Origin of the sequence: Curtobacterium sp. BRD11 (genome assembly GCF_031844345.1) — a bacterium.
GTDB lineage: Bacteria > Actinomycetota > Actinomycetes > Actinomycetales > Microbacteriaceae > Curtobacterium.
On record NZ_JAUZUZ010000005.1, the window covers coordinates 239712 to 264230 of the forward strand.

Annotated in this window: 22 protein-coding genes; 5 read left to right on the plus strand and 17 right to left on the minus strand. The window is 72.4% G+C overall.

All coding sequences use genetic code 11. The features are described 5' to 3' along the window. Nucleotides 1–33: 33 nt before the first annotated feature. On the plus strand, nucleotides 34–237 hold the full coding sequence (locus Q9R28_RS13070) for a DUF2945 domain-containing protein (protein ID WP_311206295.1): 204 nt from the start codon (nucleotides 34–36) through the stop codon (nucleotides 235–237). Between the two features lie 4 nt (nucleotides 238–241). Here Q9R28_RS13070 and Q9R28_RS13075 read toward each other — a convergent pair whose 3' ends face one another. The 15 genes from Q9R28_RS13075 to Q9R28_RS13145 form a co-directional block, all read right to left on the minus strand. Then, nucleotides 242–1015 carry a DedA family protein gene (locus tag Q9R28_RS13075; protein ID WP_311206296.1) on the minus strand — a complete coding sequence of 258 codons (774 nt, stop codon included), beginning with the start codon at nucleotides 1013–1015 and terminating at the stop codon, nucleotides 242–244. 331 nt (nucleotides 1016–1346) lie between these two features. Next, a complete protein-coding gene (locus Q9R28_RS13080) occupies nucleotides 1347–3476 on the minus strand; it encodes a fructose-specific PTS transporter subunit EIIC (RefSeq protein ID WP_311206297.1) in 2130 nt (709 codons plus the stop codon). An 82-nt stretch (nucleotides 3477–3558) separates the two neighbouring features. Beyond that, nucleotides 3559–4563, minus strand: a complete 1005-nt coding sequence (locus Q9R28_RS13085; RefSeq protein WP_235426453.1) for a 1-phosphofructokinase family hexose kinase — start codon at nucleotides 4561–4563, stop codon at nucleotides 3559–3561. A gap of 17 nt (nucleotides 4564–4580) precedes the next feature. Beyond that, entirely contained in the window at nucleotides 4581–5369 is a 789-nt protein-coding gene (locus Q9R28_RS13090) for a DeoR/GlpR family DNA-binding transcription regulator (protein WP_311206298.1), read from the minus strand. Nucleotides 5370–5518: 149 nt separating this feature from the next. Further along, nucleotides 5519–6073, minus strand: a complete 555-nt coding sequence (locus Q9R28_RS13095) for a DUF2231 domain-containing protein (RefSeq protein WP_066652001.1) — start codon at nucleotides 6071–6073, stop codon at nucleotides 5519–5521. A gap of 91 nt (nucleotides 6074–6164) precedes the next feature. Next, nucleotides 6165–7373, minus strand: a complete 1209-nt coding sequence (locus tag Q9R28_RS13100) for an ABC transporter permease (protein ID WP_311206299.1) — start codon at nucleotides 7371–7373, stop codon at nucleotides 6165–6167. After that, nucleotides 7370–8134, minus strand: a complete 765-nt coding sequence (locus tag Q9R28_RS13105; protein ID WP_235426449.1) for an ABC transporter ATP-binding protein — start codon at nucleotides 8132–8134, stop codon at nucleotides 7370–7372. Before Q9R28_RS13105 ends, Q9R28_RS13100 begins: the two co-directional genes overlap by 4 nt. Then, a complete protein-coding gene (locus tag Q9R28_RS13110) occupies nucleotides 8131–9177 on the minus strand; it encodes an efflux RND transporter periplasmic adaptor subunit (RefSeq protein WP_209684123.1) in 1047 nt (348 codons plus the stop codon). Before Q9R28_RS13110 ends, Q9R28_RS13105 begins: the two co-directional genes overlap by 4 nt. Then, nucleotides 9174–9650 (minus strand): hypothetical protein, encoded by a 477-nt coding sequence (locus Q9R28_RS13115; protein ID WP_144411217.1) that lies wholly within the window; start codon nucleotides 9648–9650, stop codon nucleotides 9174–9176. Before Q9R28_RS13115 ends, Q9R28_RS13110 begins: the two co-directional genes overlap by 4 nt. A 53-nt stretch (nucleotides 9651–9703) precedes the next feature. Beyond that, a complete protein-coding gene (locus tag Q9R28_RS13120) occupies nucleotides 9704–10213 on the minus strand; it encodes a hypothetical protein (protein ID WP_311206300.1) in 510 nt (169 codons plus the stop codon). A gap of 87 nt (nucleotides 10214–10300) precedes the next feature. After that, nucleotides 10301–11449 (minus strand): HAMP domain-containing sensor histidine kinase, encoded by a 1149-nt coding sequence (locus Q9R28_RS13125; RefSeq protein WP_311206301.1) that lies wholly within the window; start codon nucleotides 11447–11449, stop codon nucleotides 10301–10303. Then, nucleotides 11431–12084, minus strand: a complete 654-nt coding sequence (locus Q9R28_RS13130) for a response regulator transcription factor (RefSeq protein WP_200884151.1) — start codon at nucleotides 12082–12084, stop codon at nucleotides 11431–11433. The genes Q9R28_RS13125 and Q9R28_RS13130 overlap by 19 nt, the downstream gene beginning before the upstream one ends. Nucleotides 12085–12107: 23 nt before the next feature. Next, a complete protein-coding gene (locus Q9R28_RS13135) occupies nucleotides 12108–12230 on the minus strand; it encodes a hypothetical protein (protein WP_311206302.1) in 123 nt (40 codons plus the stop codon). 136 nt (nucleotides 12231–12366) lie between these two features. Then, the gene (locus Q9R28_RS13140) at nucleotides 12367–14535 is read right to left on the minus strand and encodes an ATP-dependent Clp protease ATP-binding subunit (RefSeq protein WP_271826936.1); all 2169 of its coding nucleotides are present in this window, start codon (nucleotides 14533–14535) and stop codon (nucleotides 12367–12369) included. Nucleotides 14536–14588: 53 nt separating this feature from the next. Continuing rightward, the gene (locus Q9R28_RS13145; protein WP_311206303.1) at nucleotides 14589–15983 is read right to left on the minus strand and encodes an MFS transporter; all 1395 of its coding nucleotides are present in this window, start codon (nucleotides 15981–15983) and stop codon (nucleotides 14589–14591) included. A gap of 77 nt (nucleotides 15984–16060) precedes the next feature. Here Q9R28_RS13145 and Q9R28_RS13150 point away from each other — a divergent pair, with 77 nt between their 5' ends. Further along, nucleotides 16061–17248 carry a heparan-alpha-glucosaminide N-acetyltransferase domain-containing protein gene (locus Q9R28_RS13150; RefSeq protein ID WP_209684133.1) on the plus strand — a complete coding sequence of 396 codons (1188 nt, stop codon included), beginning with the start codon at nucleotides 16061–16063 and terminating at the stop codon, nucleotides 17246–17248. 101 nt (nucleotides 17249–17349) lie between these two features. Here Q9R28_RS13150 and tatA read toward each other — a convergent pair whose 3' ends face one another. Then, nucleotides 17350–17640 carry a twin-arginine translocase TatA/TatE family subunit gene (gene tatA / locus Q9R28_RS13155; protein WP_396137163.1) on the minus strand — a complete coding sequence of 97 codons (291 nt, stop codon included), beginning with the start codon at nucleotides 17638–17640 and terminating at the stop codon, nucleotides 17350–17352. 252 nt (nucleotides 17641–17892) lie between these two features. Next, entirely contained in the window at nucleotides 17893–20637 is a 2745-nt protein-coding gene (locus tag Q9R28_RS13160) for a glycosyl hydrolase 2 galactose-binding domain-containing protein (protein ID WP_311206304.1), read from the minus strand. 318 nt (nucleotides 20638–20955) lie between these two features. Between Q9R28_RS13160 and Q9R28_RS13165 the strand changes: the two genes are divergently transcribed. The 3 genes from Q9R28_RS13165 to Q9R28_RS13175 all read left to right on the plus strand — a co-directional run bounded on the left by Q9R28_RS13165 (nucleotide 20956) and on the right by Q9R28_RS13175 (nucleotide 24511). After that, nucleotides 20956–21354, plus strand: a complete 399-nt coding sequence (locus tag Q9R28_RS13165) for a pilus assembly protein CpaE (protein WP_066651968.1) — start codon at nucleotides 20956–20958, stop codon at nucleotides 21352–21354. Nucleotides 21355–21434: 80 nt separating this feature from the next. Further along, a complete protein-coding gene (locus Q9R28_RS13170; protein ID WP_311206305.1) occupies nucleotides 21435–22265 on the plus strand; it encodes an aldo/keto reductase in 831 nt (276 codons plus the stop codon). Nucleotides 22266–22417: 152 nt separating this feature from the next. Next, nucleotides 22418–24511 carry a hypothetical protein gene (locus tag Q9R28_RS13175; RefSeq protein ID WP_311206306.1) on the plus strand — a complete coding sequence of 698 codons (2094 nt, stop codon included), beginning with the start codon at nucleotides 22418–22420 and terminating at the stop codon, nucleotides 24509–24511. Nucleotides 24512–24519: the final 8 nt, after the last annotated feature.

Sequence of the window (24519 nt, forward strand, 5' to 3'; positions counted from 1 at the left end):
ACGGAACCACACCCACTACGCAAGGAGGACATCGTGGCGCTGGCGAAGGGCGACGAGGTGCACTGGAACACCTCGCAGGGCAAGACGACCGGCAAGCTCGTCGAGAAGAAGACGAAGGACTTCACGTTCGACGGTCAGGACTTCAAGCCGACGGACGACGACCCGTACTGGATCATCGAGTCGGAGAAGTCCGGCAACAAGGCCGCCCACAAGGAGTCGGCCCTGACGAAGAAGTGACCGGTCAGTCGTTCGCGGGCGTCGCACGGCGGCGTCCGCGGGCGGCTCCGGCCGTCGCGCCGTCCTGCGCCGCCGCACGCTGCTCCGCCCGCTCGGCACGGACGCGGCGGATGCGCCGGACCACGAACGTCACGACGACGACCGCGATCGCCACGTAGAGCACCCGGTCGATCCACTCGGTGTACTGCTCGACCTTGTCGTACTGCGTGCCGAACGCTGCCCCGAGCAGCACGAGCGCACTGTTCCAGATGCCGCTGGCGATGATCGTGAAGACCGAGAACGGCACGAGGTGCATCCGGTCGGCGCCGGCGGGCAGCGAGATCAGGCTGCGGACGATCGGCACGAAGCGGCCGAAGAAGACCGCGCTCTTGCCGTGCCGGTGGAACCAGTCGGCGGCCTTGCGGAAGTCGTCCTCGTCGACCAGCGGCAGACGCCCCAGCAGCCGCACGGTCCGTTCGAACCCGATCACCGCGCCGAGCCAGTAGAGCACGAGCGCACCGAGGTACGACCCGAGCGTCGCCAGCACCAGGACGAGGACCAGGTTCATCTGCCCGGCACCCGCCAGGAACCCCGCGAGGGGCAGGATCACCTCGGACGGGATCGGCGGGAACACCGTCTCGACGAAGAGCATCAGCGCGACGCCCCACTCCCCCAGCGCGTCGATGAGCTGGAGCACGAAGCCCGACAGCCCACCGAGGTCCTCGGTGCCCTCCGGCCGGGAGCCCGCGGCGGTGGTCGTCGCGGGCAGGGTCGGCGGCAGCGTGAGGGCGGTCGTCATGCCCCGAGTCTCCCTGAGTGTCCTGACAGATCGCGGTGCACCCGCCCGCGCACGCGCCGGACGCCGGCGTCTCGCGGAGACGCCGGCGTCCGGCCGTCATCGGTGCCGCTCCCGAGACGCCGGCGTCGGACCGAGACGCCTCGTCGTCGCCGAGACGCCTCCACATCCGGCGGCGTCTCGGCGGCGGGGCGGCGTCTCGCGGAGACGCCGGCGTCTCGCGGCCCGGCGACGCGACCCGGCACGACCCCGCGGCGCGAGCCGACATGACGACGGACGGGAGGCCCGGTGCCAGCTGGCACCGGGCCTCCCGTCCGTCGTGTGGTGACGACCGCTACACGGCGGCCGGCGCGCGCTGCCCGACCGTCTCGCCGGCCACCGCTGCCTGCTCAGCGGCCACGGAGTCGGCGGCGGGCGACTTGCGCACCCACTTCTTCAGCCCGACCAGGACCAGCGCGGAGACGACCGTGCCCGCCAGGATCGCGACGATGAACATCAGGACGTCGCCGATGGCGAAGAAGACGAAGATGCCACCGTGCGGTGCGCGCGACGTGACGCCGGCACCCATCGAGATCGCACCCGTCACCGCGGCACCGATCATCGAGGCGGGGATGACGCGCAGCGGGTCGGCCGCCGCGAACGGGATCGCCCCCTCGGAGATGAAGGACGCGCCGAGCAGCCAGGCGGCCTTGCCGTTCTCGCGCTCCGGCTTGGTGAAGCCCTTGCGGTACAGCACGGTCGAGGCGAGCGCCAGGGCCAGCGGCGGGACCATGCCGGCTGCCATCACGGCCGCCATGATCTCGAACGGCACCACGTTCGTGGCGGTGCCCGCACCGAGGCCGGCGACGGCGAACGCGTAGGCCACCTTGTTGACCGGGCCGCCGAGGTCGAACGCCATCATCAGGCCGAGGATGATGCCGAGCAGGATCGCCGAGGCGCCGGAGAGCGAGTTGAGGAACCCGGTCAGCTGGGTCATCAGCCAGGCGATCGGGCCACCGAGCACGAGGAGCATGAGGCCCGAGGCGATGATCGACGCGAACAGCGGGATGATCACCACCGGCATGAGGCCACGGAGCCAGCGCCAGGTCGGGATGCGGCCGATCCAGTACGCGGCGGCACCGGCGATGAGACCACCGACGAGCCCGCCGAGGAAGCCGGCGTTCATGAACACGGCGATCGACCCGGCGACGAAGCCCGGCGCGATGCCCGGGCGGTCGGCGATGGCGTAGGCGATGTACCCGGCCAGGGCGGCGACGAGGAACCCGAGGGACACCCCGCCGATCTGGAAGGCCGCTGCACCGAGGTAGTAGCCGAGGCCCTCCGGCGGCAGGTTGAGGAGCGTGGAGTTCGTCAGCGTGTAGACGGCGTTGTTCTGGCCGGAGTCGCCGTGCGGGAGCGCGATGGCGTAGCCGGAGAGCAGGAAGCCGAGGGCGATGAGGAGACCGCCGCCCGCGACGAACGGGATCATGTAGCTCACACCGGTGAGCAGCCAGCGCTTCAGCGCCTGCCCGAAGTGCTCGTCGGCCTTGTTCGACTCGGATGCGGTCGCGGCACCGCCCTGGACGCGCGCGGCGTTCGGGTCGTCGGCGGCGCGGATGGCCTCGGCGATCATCGCGTCGGGCTCGTCGACGCCGCGCTTGACCGGCCCGGACACGAGCGGCTTGCCGGCGAAGCGGCTGCGGTCACGGACGTCCACGTCGACCGCGAACACGACGGCGTCGGCGCGGGCGATGAGCGCGGGGTCGAGCGGCTCGACCTGCGAGGAGCCCTGCGTCTCGACGTGCATCTCGGCTCCGGCGCGCTCCGCGGCGGCGACGAGGGCGTCGGCGGCCATGTACGTGTGCGCGATGCCGGTCGGGCACGCGGTGACGCCGACGATGACCTTGCGGGCACCGGTGGCGCCGCCGGTCGCGCCGCCGGCTGCTGCGGCCTGCGCGGGCTGCGACGTGGTCGGACGGGAGGCACTGCTCCCGTTCCCGACACCGGCTGCGGCGACCTCGCCGCCCACTTCACGCTGCACCAGGTCGACGACCTCCTGCGGGGTCGAGGCGGCGCGGAGCGCGGCGGTGAAGTCCTCGCGGATGAGTGCCCGGGCGAGGGTCGACAGGACCGTGAGGTGGTCCTTGTCGGCGCCCTCGGGCACGGCGATCATGAAGACGACGTCGGCGTCGCCGTCCGGCGCACCGAACGGCACCTTCCGTGCGAGCCGCGAGAACGCCAGCGTCGGGCTCGACACCGAGGCCGACCGGGCGTGCGGGATCGCGATGCCGCCGGGCACACCGGTGCCGACGCTCGCCTCGCGCTTGATGGCGTCCTCGGCCAGGGTGGCGCCGTCGGCCGCGCGGCCGGTCGCGGCGACGCGGTCGGCGAGCACGCGGATGACGTCGGACGACGTCGCGCCGAGGTCCTCGTCGAGGCCGACGAGCTCGGCGCTGATGAGGCGCTGCGTCGTGTCTGCGGACATGGGGTTGCTCCTTTGCAGTGGCGCCGGGGGCGCGGGCAGTGCTGGTTCGGGGTGGTGCTGCGGGGTGGTGCTGCGGGATCGGTCAGGCGATCGGCGCCGGGACCTGCGTCGTGTGCAGGGTCCGGACCGTCACGCTGCCGGGGTCGGTGTGGTCGAGGGCGGGCACGTCGCTCCCGGGCAGTGCCGCGGCAGCGGCCCCCGTGGCGACGGCCTGGGCGAGGCGCTCGGACGCCGAGGCTCCGGCGACCTCGGCGAGCAGGTAGCCCGCGAGGGACGAGTCACCGGCACCGACCGTCGAGCGGGCGACGATGCGGGGTGCGGCGGCGACGTGGCTGCCCTCGCCGGAGACGAGGACGGCGCCGGCGCTGCCGAGTGTGAGCAGCACGGTGTCGACGTGCTTCTCACGCAGCCGGTGTGCGGCGGCGACGGCTGCCTCGAGGTCCTGCTCGTAGACCTCGGGGTCACCGCCGACGACCTCGGCGAGTTCCTCCGCGTTCGGCTTGACCAGGTCGATCCGCTCCCCCGACTGCAGCAGCGCGGTGAACGGGATGCCCGACGAGTCGACCGCGACCCGGACGTCGTCGCCGTGGCGCTCGCGCACGGCACGGACGAGCACGGCGAGCGCGTCGTCGGGCAGGCCCGGCGGCAGGGACCCGGCGAACACCACCCAGCGGGCGGACGGCCCGGTCGGGGTCGGTCCGGCGGCGTCGGCGACGAGCGCCGCGAGGTCCTCGAGACGACCCGCGAGCGAGGGCCCGGGCTCGTTGAGCTTCGTCGTCGTGCCGGTCGGCTCGGTGACGGTGACGTTCGAGCGGAGCGGGGCACCGATCGGCAGTGCGGCGGTCGGGATGCCCCGGGTCGCCAGGCCGAGCAGGACGGGGTCGAGCTCGTCGCCGGGCAGGACCGCGAGGGTGTCCCCGCCGCTCGCGACGACGACCCGGGAGACGTTGACGCCCTTGCCGCCCGGCTCGGCCGTGGTCCGGACGGCCCGCTGCACGGCGCCGCGCTGCAGCTCGCCGCCCAGCTCGATCGTGCGGTCGAGGGACGGGTTCGGCGTCACGGTGACGATCCGGGTGCTGGGGTGCACGGTGTGCTCCTGCTGATTCATGCGACCACGACCTCCACGTCGGCGTCGGCGAGCGCCCCGGCGAGGTCCGCCGGGGGCTCCTGGTCGGTGACGAGGGTGTCGACCTCGTCGAGTCGGGCGAAGCGCATGAGCGCCTCGACGCCGTGCTTGGCGGCGTCGGCGAGGACGACGCTCCGTCGCGCCGCGAGGACGTAGGCGCCCTTGACCCCGGCCTCGTACTCGTCGGGCGTGCTCAGCCCGAAGCCGGCGGACAGGCCGTTCGTGCCGACGAACGCGATGTCCGGGCGGAGCGCCGCGATCTGCTCGACGGTGGCCGTGCCGACGGCCGCGCTCGTCAGCCCGCGCACCCGCCCGCCGAGCAGGTGCAGCTCGACGTGCTCGCTGTGCTGCAGGGTGGCGGCGATCGGGACCGAGTTCGTGACGACGGTCAGGGTGGCTCCGGGGGTCGCGGGCTCCCAGCGGACCAGCTCGGCGGCGACGGCGGCGCAGGTGGTGCCGGCGTCGAGGGCGATGGACCCGGTGAACGACGACGGCACCAGGCGCATCGCGGCGCGGGCGATCGCCGTCTTCGCGGTGCCGTGCTGCCCCTCGCGCTCGGCGACGGAGAGCTCGACCACGCTGGAGCGTCCGACGGGCACCGCTCCCCCGTGCACGCGGCGCAGGAGACCGGCGGTCTCGAGGGCGTCGAGGTCGCGGCGCACGGTCTCGGTCGTGACGTCGAAGTGCTCGGCGAGGTCGGCGACGGACACCCGCCCGGCCGACTGCAGCGTGGCGGCGATGGCGTCCTGCCGCTCGGTTGCGTACATGCCGGAACTCCTTCGTTCTCGTTGGTTCGAGGAACTGTACGTCCGAAAGCAACACGAACGCAACTGTTTCGCGGCAGAACCAACACGAACGAAGGAACGCCCGACCTGCCGGTGCAGATCGGGCGTTCCCGTGGAGGCCGAATGGAGCGTCAGTCGTCGAAGGGGACCCGGTCGCTCGACCCCACCCCGGCACGCTGCCGGTAGGACAGGTGTCCGCCGAGGTACCCGCCGACGCTCACGACGGTGAGCCCGACGACGCCGAGCGCCTTGCCTGCCGCGGTGTTGCCCTTCCGTCGCTGCCACCACGACAGGCCGAAGAACGTGATGCCGACCCAGTTCACCGCCTGGTGCACCCACCCGGTCCGGCGCTGCTCGAGCGAGAGCTCCGCCCAGTCGACGTAGCCGGCGATCGACGCACTGCCCGCCGATGCGATCCCGACCCCGGTCAGCGTCTGCGCCGCGCGCGCGTTGCCCTTCCCACCGATCAGGTCGAGGACGGCCGCCGAGATCCAGGCACCGAGCGGCACCTGCACCATCAGCGGGTGCAGGGGGTGTCCGAACGGCACGCCGTGCAGCAGCTGCCGCAGGGCCTTCGGCTTCGCGACCGCGCGGACGACGCGCGTGTCGAGGTCGACGGCCTTGTCGAGCACGCTGGCGTGCTCGATGGAGTCGGTGAGGCGACGGATGATCGGCAGCTCTGGCATGCCCTGGACGCTAGGCCGCCGGGCCCGGTGTCGGTTCCAGGAACCGGCACCGGGCCTCCCGGCCGGTGCGCCCGGCGGACCACGCGACCGGTCAGACCGCGGCGAGCGCCGAGGTGGGCGGGATTCGCGCGGCGCGCGCCGCCGGGTACAGCCCCGAGACGCCGCCGATCACCACGGTCGCGGCGAGTCCGCCCCCGACCGCCCACAGCGGGATCGCCACCGGCCACCCCTGCGCGAGCGCGAAGGTGATCGTGACGCCCAGCCCGATGACCACCCCAGCGACACCGCCGAGGAAGGAGAGCAGCAGCGACTCCACCAGGAACTGGTCGCGGATGTTCCGCCGTCGGGCGCCGAGTGCACGCCGGACGCCCACTTCTGCCCGTCGTTCGAGGACCGTGATCACCATCGTGTTCGCGACACCGATCCCGCCCACGAGCAGGGCGACCCCACCGATCCCGACCAGGAGCCCGGTGAACGAGTCGTCCGTCGCGTTCTTCGCCGCGAGGGCGTCGGACGGACGGGTCACCCCGACGTCCTGCGGGTGGTCGGGGCTGATCGCGTTCGCCAGGACGTCCCGCGCGTCGGCCACCCGTTCCGGGTCGACGCGCGTGTAGACCGCGGTCGGGTGTCCGTCGAACCCGAGGGTCGTCGCGAGCGCCTGTGGGACGAAGACCTGGTTGTCGAGGTCCTCCGCGAGTTGCAGCGGCGCGAGGACGCCGACGACCTGCACCCACTGTCCGCCGATCCACACCTGGGTGTCCGGCCGGAGCCCGTCGATGCCGAGGTTCTGCGCGGCGACCGCCCCCAGCACGGCCTGGGCGGGGGCGTCCGGCGACGGGTCGACCCACCGTCCGGCCGCCAGGGATCCGCCGAGCACCGTCGGCACGTCACCCCAGACGGTCATCACGCCGATGCCCTTCGTCTCCGCCGCGGGCACGAAGGGGTTCCGGTAGACGCGGCCGTCCTCGGCCTCGCCGACGCCGGCGGCGTCCCGCACGTCGGACTGTCGGAGCGCCGACTCGACGGCCGTGCTCGGCAGGGGCGGGACGTCCCCGAAGCCCTGTGCCTTCGTGACCGTGAGGACGTTCGTGCCGAGTGCGTCGAGCACCTGGTCGAGGGCCGCCTTGCTCGACGACGAGATGCCGACGACGGCGATCATGGCGGCGATGCCGATCGCGATGCCGAGCGCCGACAGCACGACCCGGCCCGGACGGGTCCGGAGCCCGAAGACCCCGAGCCGGAGCAGGTCTCCGGCGCCGACCGTCCGCGGGCGCTGCACTCGCGCCGTGTGCGCGCTCACCGTCCGGCTCCGACGATCGCGTCGGCGAGGGCACCCGCGTCCGAGGTGCTCGAGTCGTCCTCCACCGCCCCGTCCCGCATCCGCACCTGGCGGGGCAGCGAGGCCGCCAGTGCCAGGTCGTGCGTGATGACGAGCACAGTGGTCCCGGCGTCGTTGAGCTCGCGGAGCAGCCCGAGGATCTTCCGACCGCTCGCGGTGTCGAGTGCACCGGTCGGCTCGTCGGCGAGCAGGATGGTCGGATCGCCGACGATGGCGCGGGCGATTGCGACGCGCTGCTTCTCGCCGCCGGAGAGCTGCGGCGGGCGGTGCCCGACGCGGTGCTCGAGACCGACCCGTCCCAGTGCGTCGACCGCGCGCTCCATCCGAGCCCGACGCGGGACGCCGGCGTAGAGGAGTCCGTCGGCGACGTTCTCCGCCGCGGTCGCGCCGGCCTGCAGGTGGAAGTGCTGGAAGACGAACCCGATGTGCTCGGCGCGGAGCCGGGACAGGTCGTCGTCGCGCATCGACCCGACGTCGTGCCCGGCGATCGTCACGGTGCCCGAGGTCGGCCGGTCGAGCGTCCCGACGGTGTTGAGCATCGTCGACTTGCCGGAACCCGAGGGACCGACGACCGCGACGAGCTCCCCGGCGGTGACGTCGAGCGACACCCCGCGGAGCGCCTGCACGTCACCGTAGGTCTTCACCACCTCACGGAGGCGGACCACCGTCTCCGCGGCGCGTGGGCCGGCGACGGCATGATCGGCGAGGGTCGCCGCGCTCACGAGGGCACCACGACCTCGTCGCCCTCGTGCACGTCGCCGGTGACCGCCGCACGACCGTCGGCGACGAGCCCGACCTGCACCGTCACGCGCTTCGTCGTGCCGTCACGTCGGGCGACCTCGACGCTGTACTCGCCGGAGCGTCCGGTCGCGGACAACGCCTGCACCGGCACCGAGAGCACGTCCTTCGCGGTCTGCCCGGGGGCCTCCACCCGGACGGATGCCGCTGCGGGGATGCTCTGGTCGCCGGCGTCGAACGCGATCGTCGTCAGGACGGTCTTGCCGCCCGTGTCCGACTCGTCCGGCTCGGCGTCGACGACCTCGCCCTCGATCGCGTCCTCGCCGCCGTTCAGACGCACCCGGACCTTCGTGCCGACGGCGAGGCGCGCGGCGTCCGCCTGGGACACTGCGGCGTTCACGACGCGCTTCGTGCTCGTGACCTGGAGGACGTCCCCGGCGGCGGGCTGGCCGAGCTTCGCGACGACGGAGTCGACGCGGACGGGGCCGTCGACGAAGACGATGTCGTTCGCCGTGAGCGCGCCGGTGACCTCCAGCCCACGGTCCTCCTGCCAGCGCTGCACCGCTGCCCGGGTGCGCTTGCCGAACGTCTCGTCGACGGACACGTCGTAGCCCAGGGCGGCGAGGTCCTCGTTGAGCTGCCGGACGTCGGCCCCCTCGATGCCGTACTCGAGCGTCCGCCAGAGCGGGGTGGCGCCGTACATCGCACGGACCGGTCGCTCGTCGACCGCGTACACCGGCTGGTCCTGCTCGATGACCTGTCCGGGTTCGGGCAGCCAGGTCACGGTGCCGGACGCCGCGCCCGGGACCCCGGTCGGTGCGCCGTACCCGAGGGCACCCGCGAACAGCTTCGAGTCGGTCAGGTCCCCCTTCTCGACCGGGGCGGTGGCCTGCTTGCTGCGGGTCTCGGCGGCCGAGGACTCCGTCGGGGTCCCGCCGACGACCGCCCACGTGCCGACTCCGGCTGCCAGCACGGCGACCAGGCACGCACTGACGACGACGGTGCGCCCGCGCACGGTCCCGGTCACTTCGTCTGCACCTTCGCGCCGGAACCCTCGTAGCACTTCCCGAGGACGTCCGCGTACGCGGTGTCGCCCGCTGGGGCCCGGTACGCGTCCGCGCGCTCCGGGTCGTCCGGGTAGTCGGTGTACCCAGCCTTCCGCATGCACTCCGCGACCTTCAGGGCGAGCGCCCGGAACTCCGCGCTGTCCCGACCGCTCTCGGCCTCGCGCGCCGCCTCGGGGTCGTGCTCCCGCGTGCACTCCGCCAGGGCGTCCTGCTGACCCTGCACGTCTCCGGTCGTCGGGGTGAACCGGTAGTCGTCGTCGGTCACGTCGTAGCCCGCGTCCCGCATGCAGGACGCGACGGCGTGGTCACTGCTCGTCTCGGCGGGGCCCGTCGGCCGGCCGGGGTCCGGCTGCGAGGCGGAACAGCCGGCGAGGACGCCGGCGAGGACGAGGATCGCCGCGGCGATCCCGGTGCTGGTGATGGTCCGTGTCATGGTGCTCCTCGCGTCGTCGGGGATGGTGGTGGTCCTGGTGCGGCCGGTCATGATCAGTTGCCCCGCGTCTTCGTGTCGGGCGCGTGCTTCGCCAGGCACTCGTCGAGGTGGTCGTCGAACGCCGGGTCCTCGGAGAGGGCGCCGTAGTCGATGACCCCCGGCTTCTGCGCCGGTGCGTCCGGGTACTCCTCGCGCACGCAGGCGTCGACCGCGGCGTACTGGCGCTTCCACTCGTCCTTCTGCGCCGAGTCGGCGGACTGCACGCCGATCTGCTGGTTGCACGTCTGTGCGGCCTCCAGGAAGGCAGCCTGATCGACCCCGGGCGGCGTGAGCACCGAGCCGCTGGTGACCTCGTCGTCGCTCGGGTCCTCGGCCTCGAAGCCGGCGTCCCGCATGCAGGACCCCCACTTCGACCCGAGGCCGCTGGACGCGGCGGTGTCAGCCGCTCCCGCCGTGTCGTGCGCGGTGCACCCGGCGAGGGCGAGCGGAGCGCCGACGACGAGCGCGAGGACGACGGCGGCCCGGTGGAGGATCGAGGGAGTCGGTGTGGTGGTGTGGTTCATGCATCCAGGACACCGGACACGGTGTTTCGGGGACGGCCGCCCGCCGATTACACCGACGAAACACCGATCACACCGACGAAACACCGATCACACCGATGAGACACGAACGACGGCGCGGAGCCCGCCGTCGGCCAGGGGCTCGAGCCGGAGCGACCAGCCGTGCGCGTCCGCGATCGCGGCGACGATCGACAGCCCGAGGCCGCTGTGCCGCTTCGAGCCCGGGTGGTCCCCGCGACGGAACGGCTCGGTGAGGTGCTGGACCTCGTCCGGGTCGACGAGCACCCCGGTGTTCTCGACCGTCACCCCGTGCACGCCTGTGCGGACGAGGACCGTGCCGCCCGGTTCGTTGTACTCGATCGCGTTGTCGACCAGGTTGCCGACGAGTTGCCGGACGAGCAGCGGTTCGCCGGTCAGCCCGCGGGGCACGTCCTGCTCGTCGACGACGAGCGTGATGGCGGCGTCACGCGCAGAACCGGCGGCCTGCGCGACGACGTCACGGGCGACGGCACCGAGGTCGACCGCCGTCGACCGGTCCTCGAGTCCGCGCTCCGCCTCGGCGAGCACCAGGAGCGAGTCGACGAGGTGCTCGGTGCGACGGTTCTGCTCGAGGAGCTCCGCCCGGACCGCCGCGAGCTCGGCCGGGGTGGCGCCGTCGGGCAGCCCGATCTGCACCGACGCGCGCTGCACCGCGAGCGGCGTGCGCAACTCGTGCGCGGCCTGCGCCACGAACCGCCGTTGGCTCGCGAACGCCGCCTCGAGCCGGTCGAGCAGGGCGTCCACCGTGCGCGCGAGCCTGCGGAGTTCGTCGTCGGGACCGTCGAGCGCGATGCGTTCGTGGAGGGTCGACGCCGAGATCCGGTCGGCGGTGCGCGCCATCCGGTCGATCGGGCGCAGGACCTGGCGGCTCAGGACCCAGCCGAGCAGACCGGCGAGCACCCCCGCGACGGCGATGCCGACCGCCGACCACTGCCACTGCTGCTCGGCGGCGACCTGCACGAAGGCGACCGCACCGGAGGGCACCGCCGAGGGGTCGACGTGCGGATCACGTCCGACCGACGGCGTCGCGGCCGAGGACAGCGCCGTCGGTCGGAACTCGGTGGCTGCGCGGAGCGACCACTGGGACGCGAGCGCGACGAACACGAGCACGCCCGTGGTCAGGGCCATCGCGGAGACCGCGAAGCCGACGGTCGTCCGGACGCCGATGCTCCAGAGCCGCGTCACAGTGCGTACCCGCACCCCGGGACGGTCCGGATCGGGTCGGGCGGCCCGAGCTTCTTGCGGAGCTTCGACAGGGTCACCCGGACGGCCGCCGTGAACGGGTCGATGTTCATGTCCCAGACCTTCTCGAGCAGCTCCTCGGACGAGACGATGCGACCGTCCGCGCGGAGCAGCACCTCGAGCACGCCGAGCTCCTTCGACGTCAGGTCGAGCGGTCGGCCGTCGCGGGTGGCGATCCGCCGGTTCGAGTCGACGACGATCCCGTCCCGCTCGAGCACCGGCGCGACCGGCGCGACGCTCCGCCGCCCGAGCGCTCGCACCCTGGCGACGAGCTCCGGGTACTCGAACGGCTTCGCCAGGTAGTCGTCCGCACCGAGTTCGAGCCCGTGCACGCGGTCTGCCAGCGTGGTCGCGGCGGTCAGCATGAGGATCCGGGTCAGCGAACCCCTCGCCGCGAGTCGACGCGCGACCTCGTCCCCGTGCAGACCCGGCAGGTCGCGGTCGAGTACGACGACGTCGTAGTCGTTCACCGACAGGAGTTCGTCCGCCTCGTCGCCCCGGTGGGCGACGTCGACGGCCATGTCCTGGCGACAGAGTCCCTTCGCGACGAGATCGGCCAGGGAGGTCTCATCGTCGACCACGAGTACACGCACATTCGACATTTCACATGCGATGTCTATGAATCCGCTGAGTCGAGGTGGACGGTCCCCCGCCGTTCGTCGAACCGCACGACGAACTCGGTCGTCTCCGCGGATCGGGTGATGAACAGGGGGACGGTGTCGACGGTCTGTGGTTCCATGCGACCACCGTCGCGCGTGCACTGTTTCGCGGCCGTAACGCTGCCGGGGGCGACGCAACGACCGGGAGGCCCGGTGCCGGTCCGTCGGACCGGCACCGGACCTCCCGGCCGCACCCTGCCGCGGGGCGGACGCGACCTACTCCTCGACGATCTCCGCGAGCTCGAACGGCTCGACCGTCAGCTCGTCGCCGCCCGCGGCGACGTCCACGCGGACGGTGTCCCCGTCGCGGACGTCCCCGGACAGGATCGCCCGCGCCAACCGGTCGTCGATCTGCCGCTGCATGAGGCGGCGGAGCGGCCTCGCCCCGTAGACGGGGTCGTAGCCGCGGTCGGCGAGCCAGCTGCGCGCCGCCGGCGTCACGGCCAGCTCGAGTCGGCGGTCCGACAGACGACGAGCCAGACGGTCGACGTACAGCGACACGATCTGGCCGAGGTCGTCGGTGGTGAGCGCCTGGAACACGACGATGTCGTCGAGACGGTTCACGAACTCGGGCCGGAACGCCTGCTGCACGAGCTCACGCACGGCCTCGTCCCGTTGCTCGTCCGTGAGCGTCAGGTCGGTCATGAACTGCGATCCGAGGTTCGACGTCAGGACCATGATCGTGTTCCGGAAGTCGACCGTGCGCCCCTGCCCGTCGGTCAGGCGTCCGTCGTCGAGCACCTGGAGCAGGACGTCGAACACCTCGGGGTGCGCCTTCTCGACCTCGTCGAGCAGCACCACCGAGTACGGGCGGCGCCGGACGGTCTCGGTGAGCTGCCCGCCGGCCTCGTACCCGACGTACCCGGGCGGGGCACCGATGAGCCGCGCGACCGAGTGCTTCTCGCCGTACTCGCTCATGTCGATGCGGACGAGGGCCTTCTCGTCGTCGAACAGGAACTCGGCGAGCGCCTTGGCGAGCTCGGTCTTGCCGACGCCGGTGGGGCCGAGGAACAGGAACGAGCCCGTCGGGCGGTCCGGGTCGGAGATGCCGGCGCGGGTGCGACGCACCGCCTCGGACACGGTGGACACCGCGGCGCGCTGCCCGATGATCCGACGGCCGAGCTCGGCCTCCAGGTGCAGGAGCTTCTCGGTCTCGCCCTGCAGCAGGCGCCCCATCGGGATGCCCGTCCACTGCGCGATCACGGCGGCGATGTCCTCGTCCGTGACGCTGTCGTTCACCATGCGGTCGGCGCTCTCGGCCTGCTCGGCCGCCGCGAGCTCGGCCTCGATCCGGGGCTTCTCGCCGTACTCGATGCGCGACACCGTCTCGTACTGCGCCTCCCGCTGCGCGCGCTGGCTGCGCATGTTCAGCTCGTCGAGCTGCTGCTTGAGCTCACCGATGCGGTTGAGGCTCGCCCGCTCGGCCTGCCACCGCTGCTCGAGCTCGTCGAGCCGCTCCTGGCGCCCGGCGAGCTCCGCGCGCAGGGTCGCCAGCCGCGCCTTCGACGCGTCGTCCTTCTCCTGCTTCAGCGCGAACTCCTCGACACGCAGACGGTCCACGCTGCGCTTGAGCTCGTCGATCTCGACCGGGCTCGAGTCGATCTCCATGCGCAGTCGGCTGGCGGCCTCGTCGATGAGGTCGATCGCCTTGTCGGGGAGCTGGCGACCGGAGATGTAGCGGTTCGACAGGCTCGCGGCGGCGACCAGGGCGGAGTCGTTGATGGTCACCTTGTGGTGCGCCTCGTACCGCTCCTTGAGTCCGCGGAGGATCGCCACGGTGTCCTCGACGCTCGGCTCCCCCACGAACACCTGCTGGAAGCGGCGCTCGAGCGCGGCGTCCTTCTCGATGTACTCGCGGTACTCGTCGAGCGTCGTCGCGCCGATCAGCCGCAGCTCACCGCGGGCGAGCATCGGCTTGAGCATGTTCGACGCCGCGACGGACCCTTCACCGCCGCCGGCCCCCATCAGCGTGTGCAGCTCGTCGATGAACGTGATGACCTGACCGTCGGAGTCGTCGATCTCCTTGAGGACGGCCTTGAGCCGCTCCTCGAACTCGCCGCGGTACTTCGCGCCGGCGATGAGGGCGGACATGTCGAGCGACACGAGCCGCTTGTCCTTCAGCGAGTCGGCGACGTCGCCGGCGACGATGCGCTGCGCGAGACCCTCGACCACGGCGGTCTTGCCGACCCCGGGCTCACCGATGAGCACGGGGTTGTTCTTGGTCCGCCGCGTCAGCACCTGGGAGACACGGCGGATCTCGGCGTCACGACCGATCACCGGGTCGAGCTTGCCGCTCCGCGCGATCGCGGTGAGGTCGACGCCGTACTGCTCGAGGGCGGTCTTCTGCCGTTCCTGCGAGTCGGGGGCGCCCTGGAGGTTCGCCATGCGGTCCGTCCTTTCCGTGCGGTGGTGGTGTACTTGAGTCTACTGCACTCAACTTACGAGCGCAGCGGTGCATTCCGGATCCCGACCGCGCTGACGACGGCTCCGGCGGCGAGCAGCAGCGCCATCACGACCATCGCGCGGTGCAACCCGTCGACGCTCACCCCGCCACCCAGGACGACGCCCGCCAGGGCCACCGTCACCAGCCCGGCGATGCGGGCGACCGCGTTGTTCACGGCGGACCCGGCACCGGCCTCCGCCTGCGGCACCGATCCGAGGACGGCACTCGTCAACGGCGTCACCATGGTCGCGATCCCCGCGCCGATCAGCACGAGCCCGGGCAGCACCGACCACCAGTAGCCCGCCGGGTCGTCGCCGGCGAGCAGCATCAGCAGCGCGCCGACCGCGGCCACGGCTGGCCCGGCAGCTATGAACCACCGTGGACCGTACCGGCCGGAGATCGAACCGACCGTGGTGGACAGCGCCAGGAGCATCAGCGTCGGCGGCAACGTCGCGAGTCCGGCGACCCACGCGGGGAAGTCCCACACCTCCTGCAGGAACAGGGTCACGACGAAGAACACCATCCCGAGCGCCCCGTAGATCGAGAGCGTCGCCAGGTTGCCGACCGTGAAGTTGCGCGCGCGGAACAGCTCCAGCGGCACCAGGGGCGAGCCGGCGGTCCGGGTCACGCGGAGCTCCCACGGCACGAAGGCCACGAGGGACGCCGCGCCGAGCACGAGCGCGGCGACGACGACCGGCGCGCCCCACCCGAGGCGCTCCTGCTCGATCAGGCCGAGGACGACACCGCCGACCCCGACCACGGCGAGCACCGCGCCGATCACGTCCACCCGCGGACGGTCGCCGGTGACCACGTCGCCGGAGATCCGCCGGACCAGGGGGATCGTCACCGCGATCGGCACGGCCGTCACCACGAAGATCCAGCGCCAGCCGATGCCGTCGACGATCAGCCCGCCGACGACCGGCCCGAGGATGGACGCGGCGCTCGACCAGGCCGTCCACGACCCGATCGCCTTCGCCTGCGCGGCGCCCCGGAACGCCGCGACGATGAGCGCCAGGGCGCTCGGGGTCACGAGCGCCCCACCGACACCCTGGAACGCCCGGGCGACGACCAGGACCTCGCCCGTCGGCGCGATCGCGCACACCACCGAGGCGACGCCGAAGACGACCAGGCCCCACCGGATGATCCGGACCCGGCCGAACAGGTCCGAGAGGGAGCCGGCGACCAGGATCAACGAGCCGAGCGTGACCAGGTAGGCGTCGACGGTCCACTGCTGCACGACGAGACCACCACCGAGCTCCCGGCGGATCGCGGGCAGGGCGACGTTGACGACGCTCGAGTCGAGCCCGACGACGAAGGACGCCAGGATCGCGACCACGAGGACCACCCGGCGGTCGTCACGGAGCGGGGCCGTTGCGGCCGGAGCGGTCATGCGCCCCATCCTCCTCGTCGGAGTGATCCGGCGACCGGTTGCGCCGACGAAACAGCGCGCTCGCGAGCATCGTCGACATGCAACATGTCAACGCCCCCACTCGTCCACGTCTCGCCGGCCTCGACGCCGCTCGCGGGCTCGCCGTCCTCGGCATGTTCGCCGCCCACGTCGGAGCGGCGGACACGCTCTTCGACTGGACGGATCCGTCGAGCTGGCCCGACCTCGTGAACGGTCGCTCCTCGGTCCTGTTCGCGCTCTGCGCCGGGGCCTCCCTGGTCCTGCTCACCACAGGTCCGGGGCCGGCCGGTCGGGTCCGCGACCGACGGCACGTCCTCGCCCGTGCCGCGACGCTCCTGGCGATCGGCGGGCTCCTGACCCTGGTGCCCGGAGGCGTGCTCGTCATCCTGCCGACCTACGCCGTGCTGTTCGTCGCCGCGCTGCCGTTCCTGCGGCTCCGGCTCCGCTGGGTCGTCCTCGCCGCCGTGCTCGCCCTCGTGGTCGGTCCCGTGCTCGCCCTCGTCGGACAGGCCGTCGTCGAGATGACCGGCGGCAGCAGCACCGCGGGGCTGCTCTTCACCGGGTACCCCGCCGTGTCGTGGTTCGGGGTCGTCCTCGCGGGCGTGCTCGTGGCTCGACTCGGGCTCGACCGCGCCGACGTCCTGCGCCGGGTGCTCCTGGTGGGTGTCGGGCTCGCCGCGACCGGGTACGGAGCCGGAGCCGCGATCGGCACCGCACTCGGCATCACGGGACCGGTCGGGACGATGATCCCCGTCGGCGGAGGCGGGGACAGCGGCAGCGGCAGCGGCTCCGCGCCGGTGGCGCCCGCCGTCCCGGAGGGCGGCCCCGGCATCGTCGCCCAGAACCCGACCTTCCCGCGGATCGACTGGGCACGCCTGCTCGACGTCACCCCGCACGCCGGGTCGACCTTCGAGCTCGTCGGAGCCCTCGGCATCGCCCTCGCGGTGCTGGCTGCGCTCGGGCTCCTCGGTCGGTACGCCCCGACGGTCCTGCTCCCGCTCAGCGCCGTCGGCCGTCTCGCGCTGACGCTCTACTGCGCGCACGTCCTGGCCGTCGGCGTCTGGTCGCGATCGGGCGAACCGGACCCGCTGCCGGCACTCGGCGGGTGGGGGCCCTTCGTCGTCCTCCTCGTGGCCGCCGTCGTCGCCGCACTGCTCGTCCACCGCTCCGGGCGTCGGGGTCCCCTCGAGGCGCTCACCCGACGTGCCGCCCGAGCACTCGACGATCCACCGACCACGACGTCCTGACGTCGAGCAGGACCAGGGCCGGAGCAGGACGTCGCCCGAACGCCGAAGCCCCCGCGACCAGAGTGGTCGCGGGGGCTGCCGACAGGACGGGGCTGGGTGTCCTAGTTCTTGGGCTCGGCGGTCGAGTGCACGTCGGGCTGCACCGAGGGGCCGGGGTTGACGACGGGCTGCGCGGTCGGCTGCGCCGTGTTCTGCACGGTCGGACCGGTCGTCGCCGTGTTCACGGTGCCGTCGTCGTTCTTCTTCTTGTCGTCGCCCATCTCCTTCTTGAAGATGTTGATCGACTGGCCCAGGCCCTTGGCGAGCGCCGGGAGCTTGGTGGCACCGAACAGCAGGATGATGATCCCGAGGATGATCAGCAGGTGGATCCCCGTCAGGTTTCCGAGCATCATGTCTCCTTGTTCTGGGTCTGGCGACGCCCGTCCGGTCATCGTCGACCGGGAGGGCGGAAGTCCGTCGTCCGATCATCGTAACCCGCACCCGACCGGAAGCCCAGGCGGGAGCCGGAACGGACACCGTTCGCACAGGCTGCACCGGACGACATGGCAGCACCCCCGGAGGCCGTTGCTCTCCGGGGGTGCGCTGTTGCGACCGCGGGTCAAGGCGCGGCCGTACCGGTGGCAACACCGGACACGTCCAGTATATCAGTCCAGAGTGCGACGCCCCGGATCGAGGAGGGCGTCGTCGAGCGACCAGAGCGCCGCGCCCTCCGTCAGGCGAGCAACCTCGGCGTCGGACAGCCCGCGGACCCGGAAGCCCACGAGCTCCCCCGGCAGCAGCGTCATGAAGCCGCGGTCGACGGTGCCGGTCGGCGCGATCCGGTCCGGCTGCACGAGCAGGTCCCGCACGAGCGACTCGGCCTCGACGACCAGGTCGTGTCCGTCACCGTCGGCCGCGGGGGCGACCGTCGTGCGGTACCGCGCCGGCTCCCACTGCACGTCCTTGTCCGGCGACGCAGTCCAGACCGCACGACGCCAGTCCATGTCCGCCACGACGAGCTCACGCGTCGGGTCGTCCAGGACGCCGACCGACTCGGGCAGGTCGACGACGGCGACGCCGGCCTCCGACAGCCGGACGGGCAGCGTGACCTCGGCGAGGATCCTGCCGGACACGTGCATGCGCCGGACCCGCACCACGCTGTCGCGACCGCCGCGGGAGGACCGCACCGCGATCTCGACGGGCGAGTGCCCGAACGACCCGGGCGACACCCCGAGCGACAGCGTGTCGACGAGCCCTCCGGACTCGGAGGCGCCGTCGGCGGTACCGGTGCTCGCGGCGGTCCCGGCCGCCCCGTCGAGGGGAGCCGACGTGCCGACGTGGTCCGCGCCTCCGGGCCGGTCTCCGGACGACGTCGGAACCGCGTCGTCGTCAGCGGACGGACGCACGACGGGCCGGATCGCCAGCAGGACGTCGTCGTACAGCCGACGCAGCTCGTGGGCGAGCGGCTTGAGCCGCCCCGCGGAGTCGATCGCGGACCACGACGCCACCGGCCACAGGTCGTTGAGCTGCCAGACGACGACCCCGGTGTTCCGCGGCCAGTGCGTCCGCCAGTGCTCGACGCCGGTCGCGACGGCCCGCGTCTGCTGCAGCTGCGTCAGGTAGTGCCAGCGGTCGAACTCGGCCGGATCGACGACGCCGAAGCGCGGCTCGATCCCCCGTGCCAGCTTGCCCATGCCGTCGTCGGCCTTCTGGTGGTGCACGACACCGGGCGAGTCCACGCGCAGCGGCTCGTCCGTGACCGCGTCGCGGAGGGTGCGCCAGGCGGGCGGTGCCTGCCACCCGAACTCGGACACGAACCGCGGGACGGAGTCGCGGTAGTGGTCGTCGGACAGCCGGTTCCAGACGTCCCACGAGTGGTGCGTCTCGTGGTCGACGTCGTTCGCGGGCAGGGTCTCGGAACCCGACCAGGGCGAGGCGACCGTGTAGAAGCGCGACGGGTCGACCGCGTCGACGATCGTCGGGAGGAGGTCGAGGTAGTAGTCGAGCCCCCAGCCGCGGTCACCGAGCTCCTCGGCCCAGCCGTCCGCGTCGTGCAACCAGATGTTCTCGTTGTTGCCGTTCCAGACCACGAGCGACGGGTGGCCGGCCAGGCGTGCGACGTTGTCCCGGGCCTCGGCGACGACCTCACTGCGGATCGGCTCGATCTCGGGGTAGGCCGCGCAGGCGAACGCGAAGTCCTGCCAGACGAGCAGGCCGAGCTCGTCGCAGACGTCGTAGAAGTCGTCGGACTCGTAGACCCCGCCACCCCACACACGGACGAGGTTCACGCCGAGGTCCGCGGCGACGCCGAGCCGGTCCGCGGTCCGCGCGCGGTCCACCCGCGACACGATGACGTCGTCCGGGATCCAGTTCACGCCGCGGACGTCGATGACGGTGCTGTTCACCACGACGGTGAAGGGCTTGCCGATCGCGTCGTCCGCGGTGTCGATCCGGGCCGAGCGGAAGCCCGTCTTCGCCGTCCGACGGTCCAGGACCTCGCCGTCGACGGTCTGCAGCTCGACGGTCACGTCGTACCGGGGCTGCTCGCCGTAGCCGCGCGGCCACCAGCGCCGCACCTCGGGCACGCGCACCGTGACGACGGTCTCGTCGTCCTTCGGGGTCAGCTGCGCCCGGGAGCGCTGTCGGGTCGTCCCGCCGTCCACGGTCGGGCCGGCGACCGTGACGACGAGCACGAGGTCGTCGTCCTCACCGTCCTGGTCGAGGTCGTTCATCCCGGACCGCTCGACCCGCACGTGCGCGTCGAGGACGCCCTCGCCGGCCTCGACGTCGACCAGCGGCTTCACCTCGGCGAGCCGCGCCGTGGACCAGCGCTCGATCGCGACCGGACGCCACGGACCGCTCGTCACCGCGGTCAGACCCCAGTCCCAGCCGAAGTTCGAGGCCTGCTTGCGGATGTACGGGAACGGCTCGTCGTACGGTCCCGGCATCGAGCCGGCGCGGGCGGCGACCCGGCCGGCCTCGCGGTACGGCGACTCGAAGAGCAGCTCGAGCTCGCGGTCGCCCGCGGCACCCGGGACGTCGTTGAGGTCGAACCGGTACCGCCGGTGCATGTTGCGGGTGGTGCCGACGACCACGCCGTCGAGGCTCAGCTCGGCGACCGTGTCGAGCCCCTCGCACACCAGGTCGACGCGCTCGTGCCCCCGAGGTGCGACGTCCACCGTCCGCCGGTAGGCCCAGTCGGCCCGGCCGACCCACTTCGCGCCGTCCTCGTTGCGGTCGAACGTCGGGTCCGCGACGAGTCCCTCGCGTTCGAGGTCCGTGTGCACCTGACCCGGCACCGTGGCGGGGATCGTGCGACCCGTGATCCCGGCCGGTGCCCCGGTCGGCACCTGGTCGCCGGCGATCGCCACGGTCCAGTCGTCGCGGAGTTCCTCGCGCTCGAGGGTCATGCGGGTCCTTTGCTGGGCGGACGGGGAGGGCGGACAGGAGCCGGCGGCGGCTCGTGGCCGCCCCGGCACCGTGACACCGGCCGGCGGTCGTGCCCGTGGTCGCGTGAGCGGCCGGGAGGCACGGCACCGGTCGCCCAGGCGTCGTCGCGTCCGCGCGCGCGGACGAGTGCTCGTCGCGCGCGGGGGTGCTCGGCGATGCTAGTACGTCGACCTTGCCGGCGACCACGTCCGCGACGACGGACCGCGCGACGCGTCCTGACGGCGTCGGGCCCCGTCGGGTCGTGTCCGCCCTCCGGCCCTGCGTGGCAGGGTGGTGCGGTGATCACCGTCGAACTCGCCCGGTCGCTGCGCGACGCCGGACTCCGCTGGCACCCGGGGACGGGCGACCGGTTCGTGATCGACAAGCCCGGGGTCGACGACGACGTCTACACCGTCTCCGAGATGACGGTGGAGCGGCACGACCACCCCAGCGGCACCTCGCTCGGCTTCAACGGGACGACGGAGTGGGCGCTCGACTCGGTCGAGGCGTCCGAGTCGCTCTGGCTCCCGCGGGAGGACCAGCTGCGCGACCTGCTCGGACCGGCGTTCGTGTCGCTCGCCGCCGGGTTCGTCGTCACGGCGACGATCGACGGGGTCGCCCGGGAGTTCCGGAGCGACGACCCGGCTGTGGCGTACGGGGACGCCCTGCTCGCGTACATCACGGCCGCGCTCGCCTGAGCGGTCCGGTTCCCGCGCGCAGCGCGCCCGACTGAGTGTTGCCGGAATGCCTCCTGGGGGCGCTTTGGTTGCATGGTGACATGACCGTTCCGAACATCACCCTGAACGACGGCAAGACCATCCCGCAGCTCGGCTTCGGTGTCTTCCAGATCGATCCTTCCGACACGAAGGAGGCGACCCTCACCGCGCTCGAGGTCGGCTACCGCCACATCGACACCGCCGAGATGTACGGCAACGAGAAGGAGGTCGGCGAGGCCATCGAGGCGTCCGGCATCCCGCGCGAGGAGATCTTCGTCACGTCGAAGCTCAACAACGGCTTCCACGACCCGGCCCTCGCCGCCGAGAACGGCAAGAAGTCGGCCGACCTGCTCGGCGGGTACACCGACCTCTTCCTCATCCACTGGCCGCTGCCGACCGTGACGGACTTCGTCCCGACCTGGAAGGCGATGGAGGAGCTCTACCACGCCGGCACCGCCCGCTCGATCGGCGTGAGCAACTTCCAGGCGCACCACCTCAACCGCCTGGCCGCCGAGACGACGATCACCCCGGCCGTCAACCAGATCGAGGTGCACCCGTACCTCGTGCAGGACGAGCTCCGCGCATACGGCACCGAGCACGGCATCGCCACCGAGGCCTGGTCCCCGATCGCTCAGGGCCTCGTGCTCGACGACGAGACCATCACCCGTATCGCCGGCGCCACGGGCAAGACCCCGGCGCAGGTCGTCCTCCGCTGGCACATCCAGCGCGGCGACATCGTCTTCCCGAAGTCGGTCACGCGCTCGCGGGTCGAGGAGAACTTCGCGATCTTCGACTTCGAGCTCTCCGACGACGACATGACGGCGATCACGTCGCTCGACAAGGGCCACCGCACGGGCCCGGACCCCGACACGTTCGACTACGTCCCCGCCTGATCCGAGGTCACGTCGACGAAGCGCCCCGCCACCGGCGGGGCGCTTCGTCGTGCACGGGGTATCGCTCACACCCGGAATAGTTTCAGTATGCGAAATACAACATGGGTGCTCGTCCGCGCTGTCACTGGCACGGATCCCACCGAAAGGAACCCATGCGCAAGATCACCCGTGCCGCCACCGGGGCGGCACTCGGACTCGTCCTCACCTCGTCGGGTTTCGTCGTCGCGACGGCCGCCAACGCGGCACCCGACCTCCCGACGATCCCGGGCGCGACGCACGAGCGACCCATCGCCGACAGCTTCACCGGCATCAACGAGGTCCAGGGGGCGCGGAGCACCGGCGAGCGCGACGGGCTCAGCGTCTTCGAAGCGAGCCGCGCGACCCCGTCCGTCGCGGTCACGAGCTCGGTCTCGAAGGGCTCGCTCAAGGTCGTCGACCAGCAGGGCCACCTGCTCTGCACCGGACACAACACCCCGGCGAACCAGCACCTGTACACCTGCGACCTCGCCGTCCTGCCGTCGGGTCCGCAGGTCATCACCGCCGCGGTCGTCAAGGCGGACGGGTACCACAGTGCTCCGGACCAGGCGCAGCTCGACGCCTACGCCGCCGACCCGGTCGTCTCGTCCGTCGACCGGAAGGGCGACGACCTGGTCGTCCGCGGCACCGCGAACCGCGACGTGCGCGTCGAGGCATCGCTCGACCGGGGGTCGATCGTGGCGAGCGCCCCGACCGGCGCCGACGGCCGCTTCGAGATCACGATCCCGGGCGGTGCCGCCGCCGAGCAGGCCGCGCTCCGCGCCGTGAACGACGTGATCCCGGCCAGCACCCCGAACCACGACCTGTTCGCCGTGAGCAACTGGGCCCCGGTCGACACCGGCAGCACGCAGCCCGGCGACGGCGAGCAGCCCGGCGACGGCCAGCAGGGCGGCGGCGAGCAGCCGGGTGCCGGTCAGGGCGACGGCCAGCAGGGCGGCGGCGAGCAGCCGGCTGCCGGTCAGGGTGACGGCCAGCAGGGCGGCGGGGAGCAGCCGGGTGCCGGTCAGGGTGACGGCCAGCAGGGCGGCGGGGAGCAGCCCGGCGAGGGGCAGTCCCCGGTCGAGGCCGTGACGAACCTGCACGACGGCGACGAGGTCCGCACCTCGCAGCCGACGTTCGAGGGCACCGCCCGTCCCGGCGGCTCGGTGAGCATCGGCGGCATCACCGGCCCGGCGCTCGGCGTCGCCACCGCCGACGAGCACGGGCACTGGTCCACGAAGCTCGAGGGCTCCCTCTACAAGGGCGAGAACCGGGTCGTCGTCCGCTTCCAGCAGGCGAACGGCGACTGGGTCGAGCGCCAGCGACTCGACATCACCTACACGCCGAAGTCCTCGACGTTCGAGCCGGCCCTGGCGAGCGGATCGACCGTCCACGAGGCACGTCCCGCCATCTCCGGCTCCGGCGTCCGCGCCTACAGCCCGGTGGACCTGGAGGACGCGAACGGCCGCACCTACGCGTCGGGGCGTGCGAACGCCGACGGCGAGTTCACGCTGGCCTTCTCCCGCGACCTGCACGAGGGCGAGAACGACCTGCACTTCCTCTTCGAGAGCCGTACGGGCGCCTGGACCAGCTCGGACTACGTCCTCACGTACTCGGCGCCCGGCGAGGGCACCGAGCAGCCCGGCGAGGGCACCGAGCAGCCCGGCGACGGCAGCGGCACCGAGGAGCCCGGCGACGGCAGCGGCACCGAGGAGCCGGGTGACGGCGCGTCCGACACCGCGTTCGCCGTCGACTCGACCCGCATCAGCGACAGCCAGGTCGCCGTGGACGTCCTCGGCCCGACGGGCACCGAGGTGACCGTCGCGGCCAACGGCGAGACCAAGACGGTGACCCTCGGCGACGAGGAAGCGGCCCAGGTCGTCCTGACCGCTCCGAAGAAGCTCACCACGGTGGTCACCGCGACCGCCACGATCGACGGCGAGCAGGTCGAGCGCACGCTCACGATCGGCAACGGCGACCACGCCGCCGACCAGCTCGAGGCCCAGGTCACGAGCACCAGTGCCCTCTTCGGCACCGCGCAGATCACCGTGTGGGGCCTCCCCACCGGCATCGCCGGCCTGCAGGCCCACGAGGGCGAGCAGCAGCTCGCGGCGGGCGCGATCAAGGCCGACGGCGAGGGCAAGCTCTCCCTGTCCGGTCTCGCGAAGGGTGACCACGTGATCACCGTGACCGCCGGCGGCAAGCAGACCCAGGTGTCCGTGCACATCTGAGCCCGACC

What these genes read in the sequence shown, in the direction of transcription:
- Q9R28_RS13075 (WP_311206296.1), bottom strand. Translation starts at nt 1,015, where the DNA reads ATGACGACCGCCCTCACGCTGCCGCCGACCCTGCCCGCGACGACCACC.
- Q9R28_RS13080 (WP_311206297.1), bottom strand. Translation starts at nt 3,476, where the DNA reads ATGTCCGCAGACACGACGCAGCGCCTCATCAGCGCCGAGCTCGTCGGC.
- Q9R28_RS13090 (WP_311206298.1), bottom strand. Translation starts at nt 5,369, where the DNA reads ATGTACGCAACCGAGCGGCAGGACGCCATCGCCGCCACGCTGCAGTCG.
- Q9R28_RS13095 (WP_066652001.1), bottom strand. Translation starts at nt 6,073, where the DNA reads ATGCCAGAGCTGCCGATCATCCGTCGCCTCACCGACTCCATCGAGCAC.
- Q9R28_RS13115 (WP_144411217.1), bottom strand. Translation starts at nt 9,650, where the DNA reads ATGACACGGACCATCACCAGCACCGGGATCGCCGCGGCGATCCTCGTC.
- Q9R28_RS13120 (WP_311206300.1), bottom strand. Translation starts at nt 10,213, where the DNA reads ATGAACCACACCACCACACCGACTCCCTCGATCCTCCACCGGGCCGCC.
- Q9R28_RS13135 (WP_311206302.1), bottom strand. Translation starts at nt 12,230, where the DNA reads ATGGAACCACAGACCGTCGACACCGTCCCCCTGTTCATCACCCGATCC.
- Q9R28_RS13140 (WP_271826936.1), bottom strand. Translation starts at nt 14,535, where the DNA reads ATGGCGAACCTCCAGGGCGCCCCCGACTCGCAGGAACGGCAGAAGACC.
- Q9R28_RS13145 (WP_311206303.1), bottom strand. Translation starts at nt 15,983, where the DNA reads ATGACCGCTCCGGCCGCAACGGCCCCGCTCCGTGACGACCGCCGGGTG.
- Q9R28_RS13150 (WP_209684133.1), top strand. Translation starts at nt 16,061, where the DNA reads ATGCAACATGTCAACGCCCCCACTCGTCCACGTCTCGCCGGCCTCGAC.
- tatA (WP_396137163.1), bottom strand. Translation starts at nt 17,640, where the DNA reads ATGATGCTCGGAAACCTGACGGGGATCCACCTGCTGATCATCCTCGGG.
- Q9R28_RS13160 (WP_311206304.1), bottom strand. Translation starts at nt 20,637, where the DNA reads ATGACCCTCGAGCGCGAGGAACTCCGCGACGACTGGACCGTGGCGATC.
- Q9R28_RS13170 (WP_311206305.1), top strand. Translation starts at nt 21,435, where the DNA reads ATGACCGTTCCGAACATCACCCTGAACGACGGCAAGACCATCCCGCAG.
- Q9R28_RS13175 (WP_311206306.1), top strand. Translation starts at nt 22,418, where the DNA reads ATGCGCAAGATCACCCGTGCCGCCACCGGGGCGGCACTCGGACTCGTC.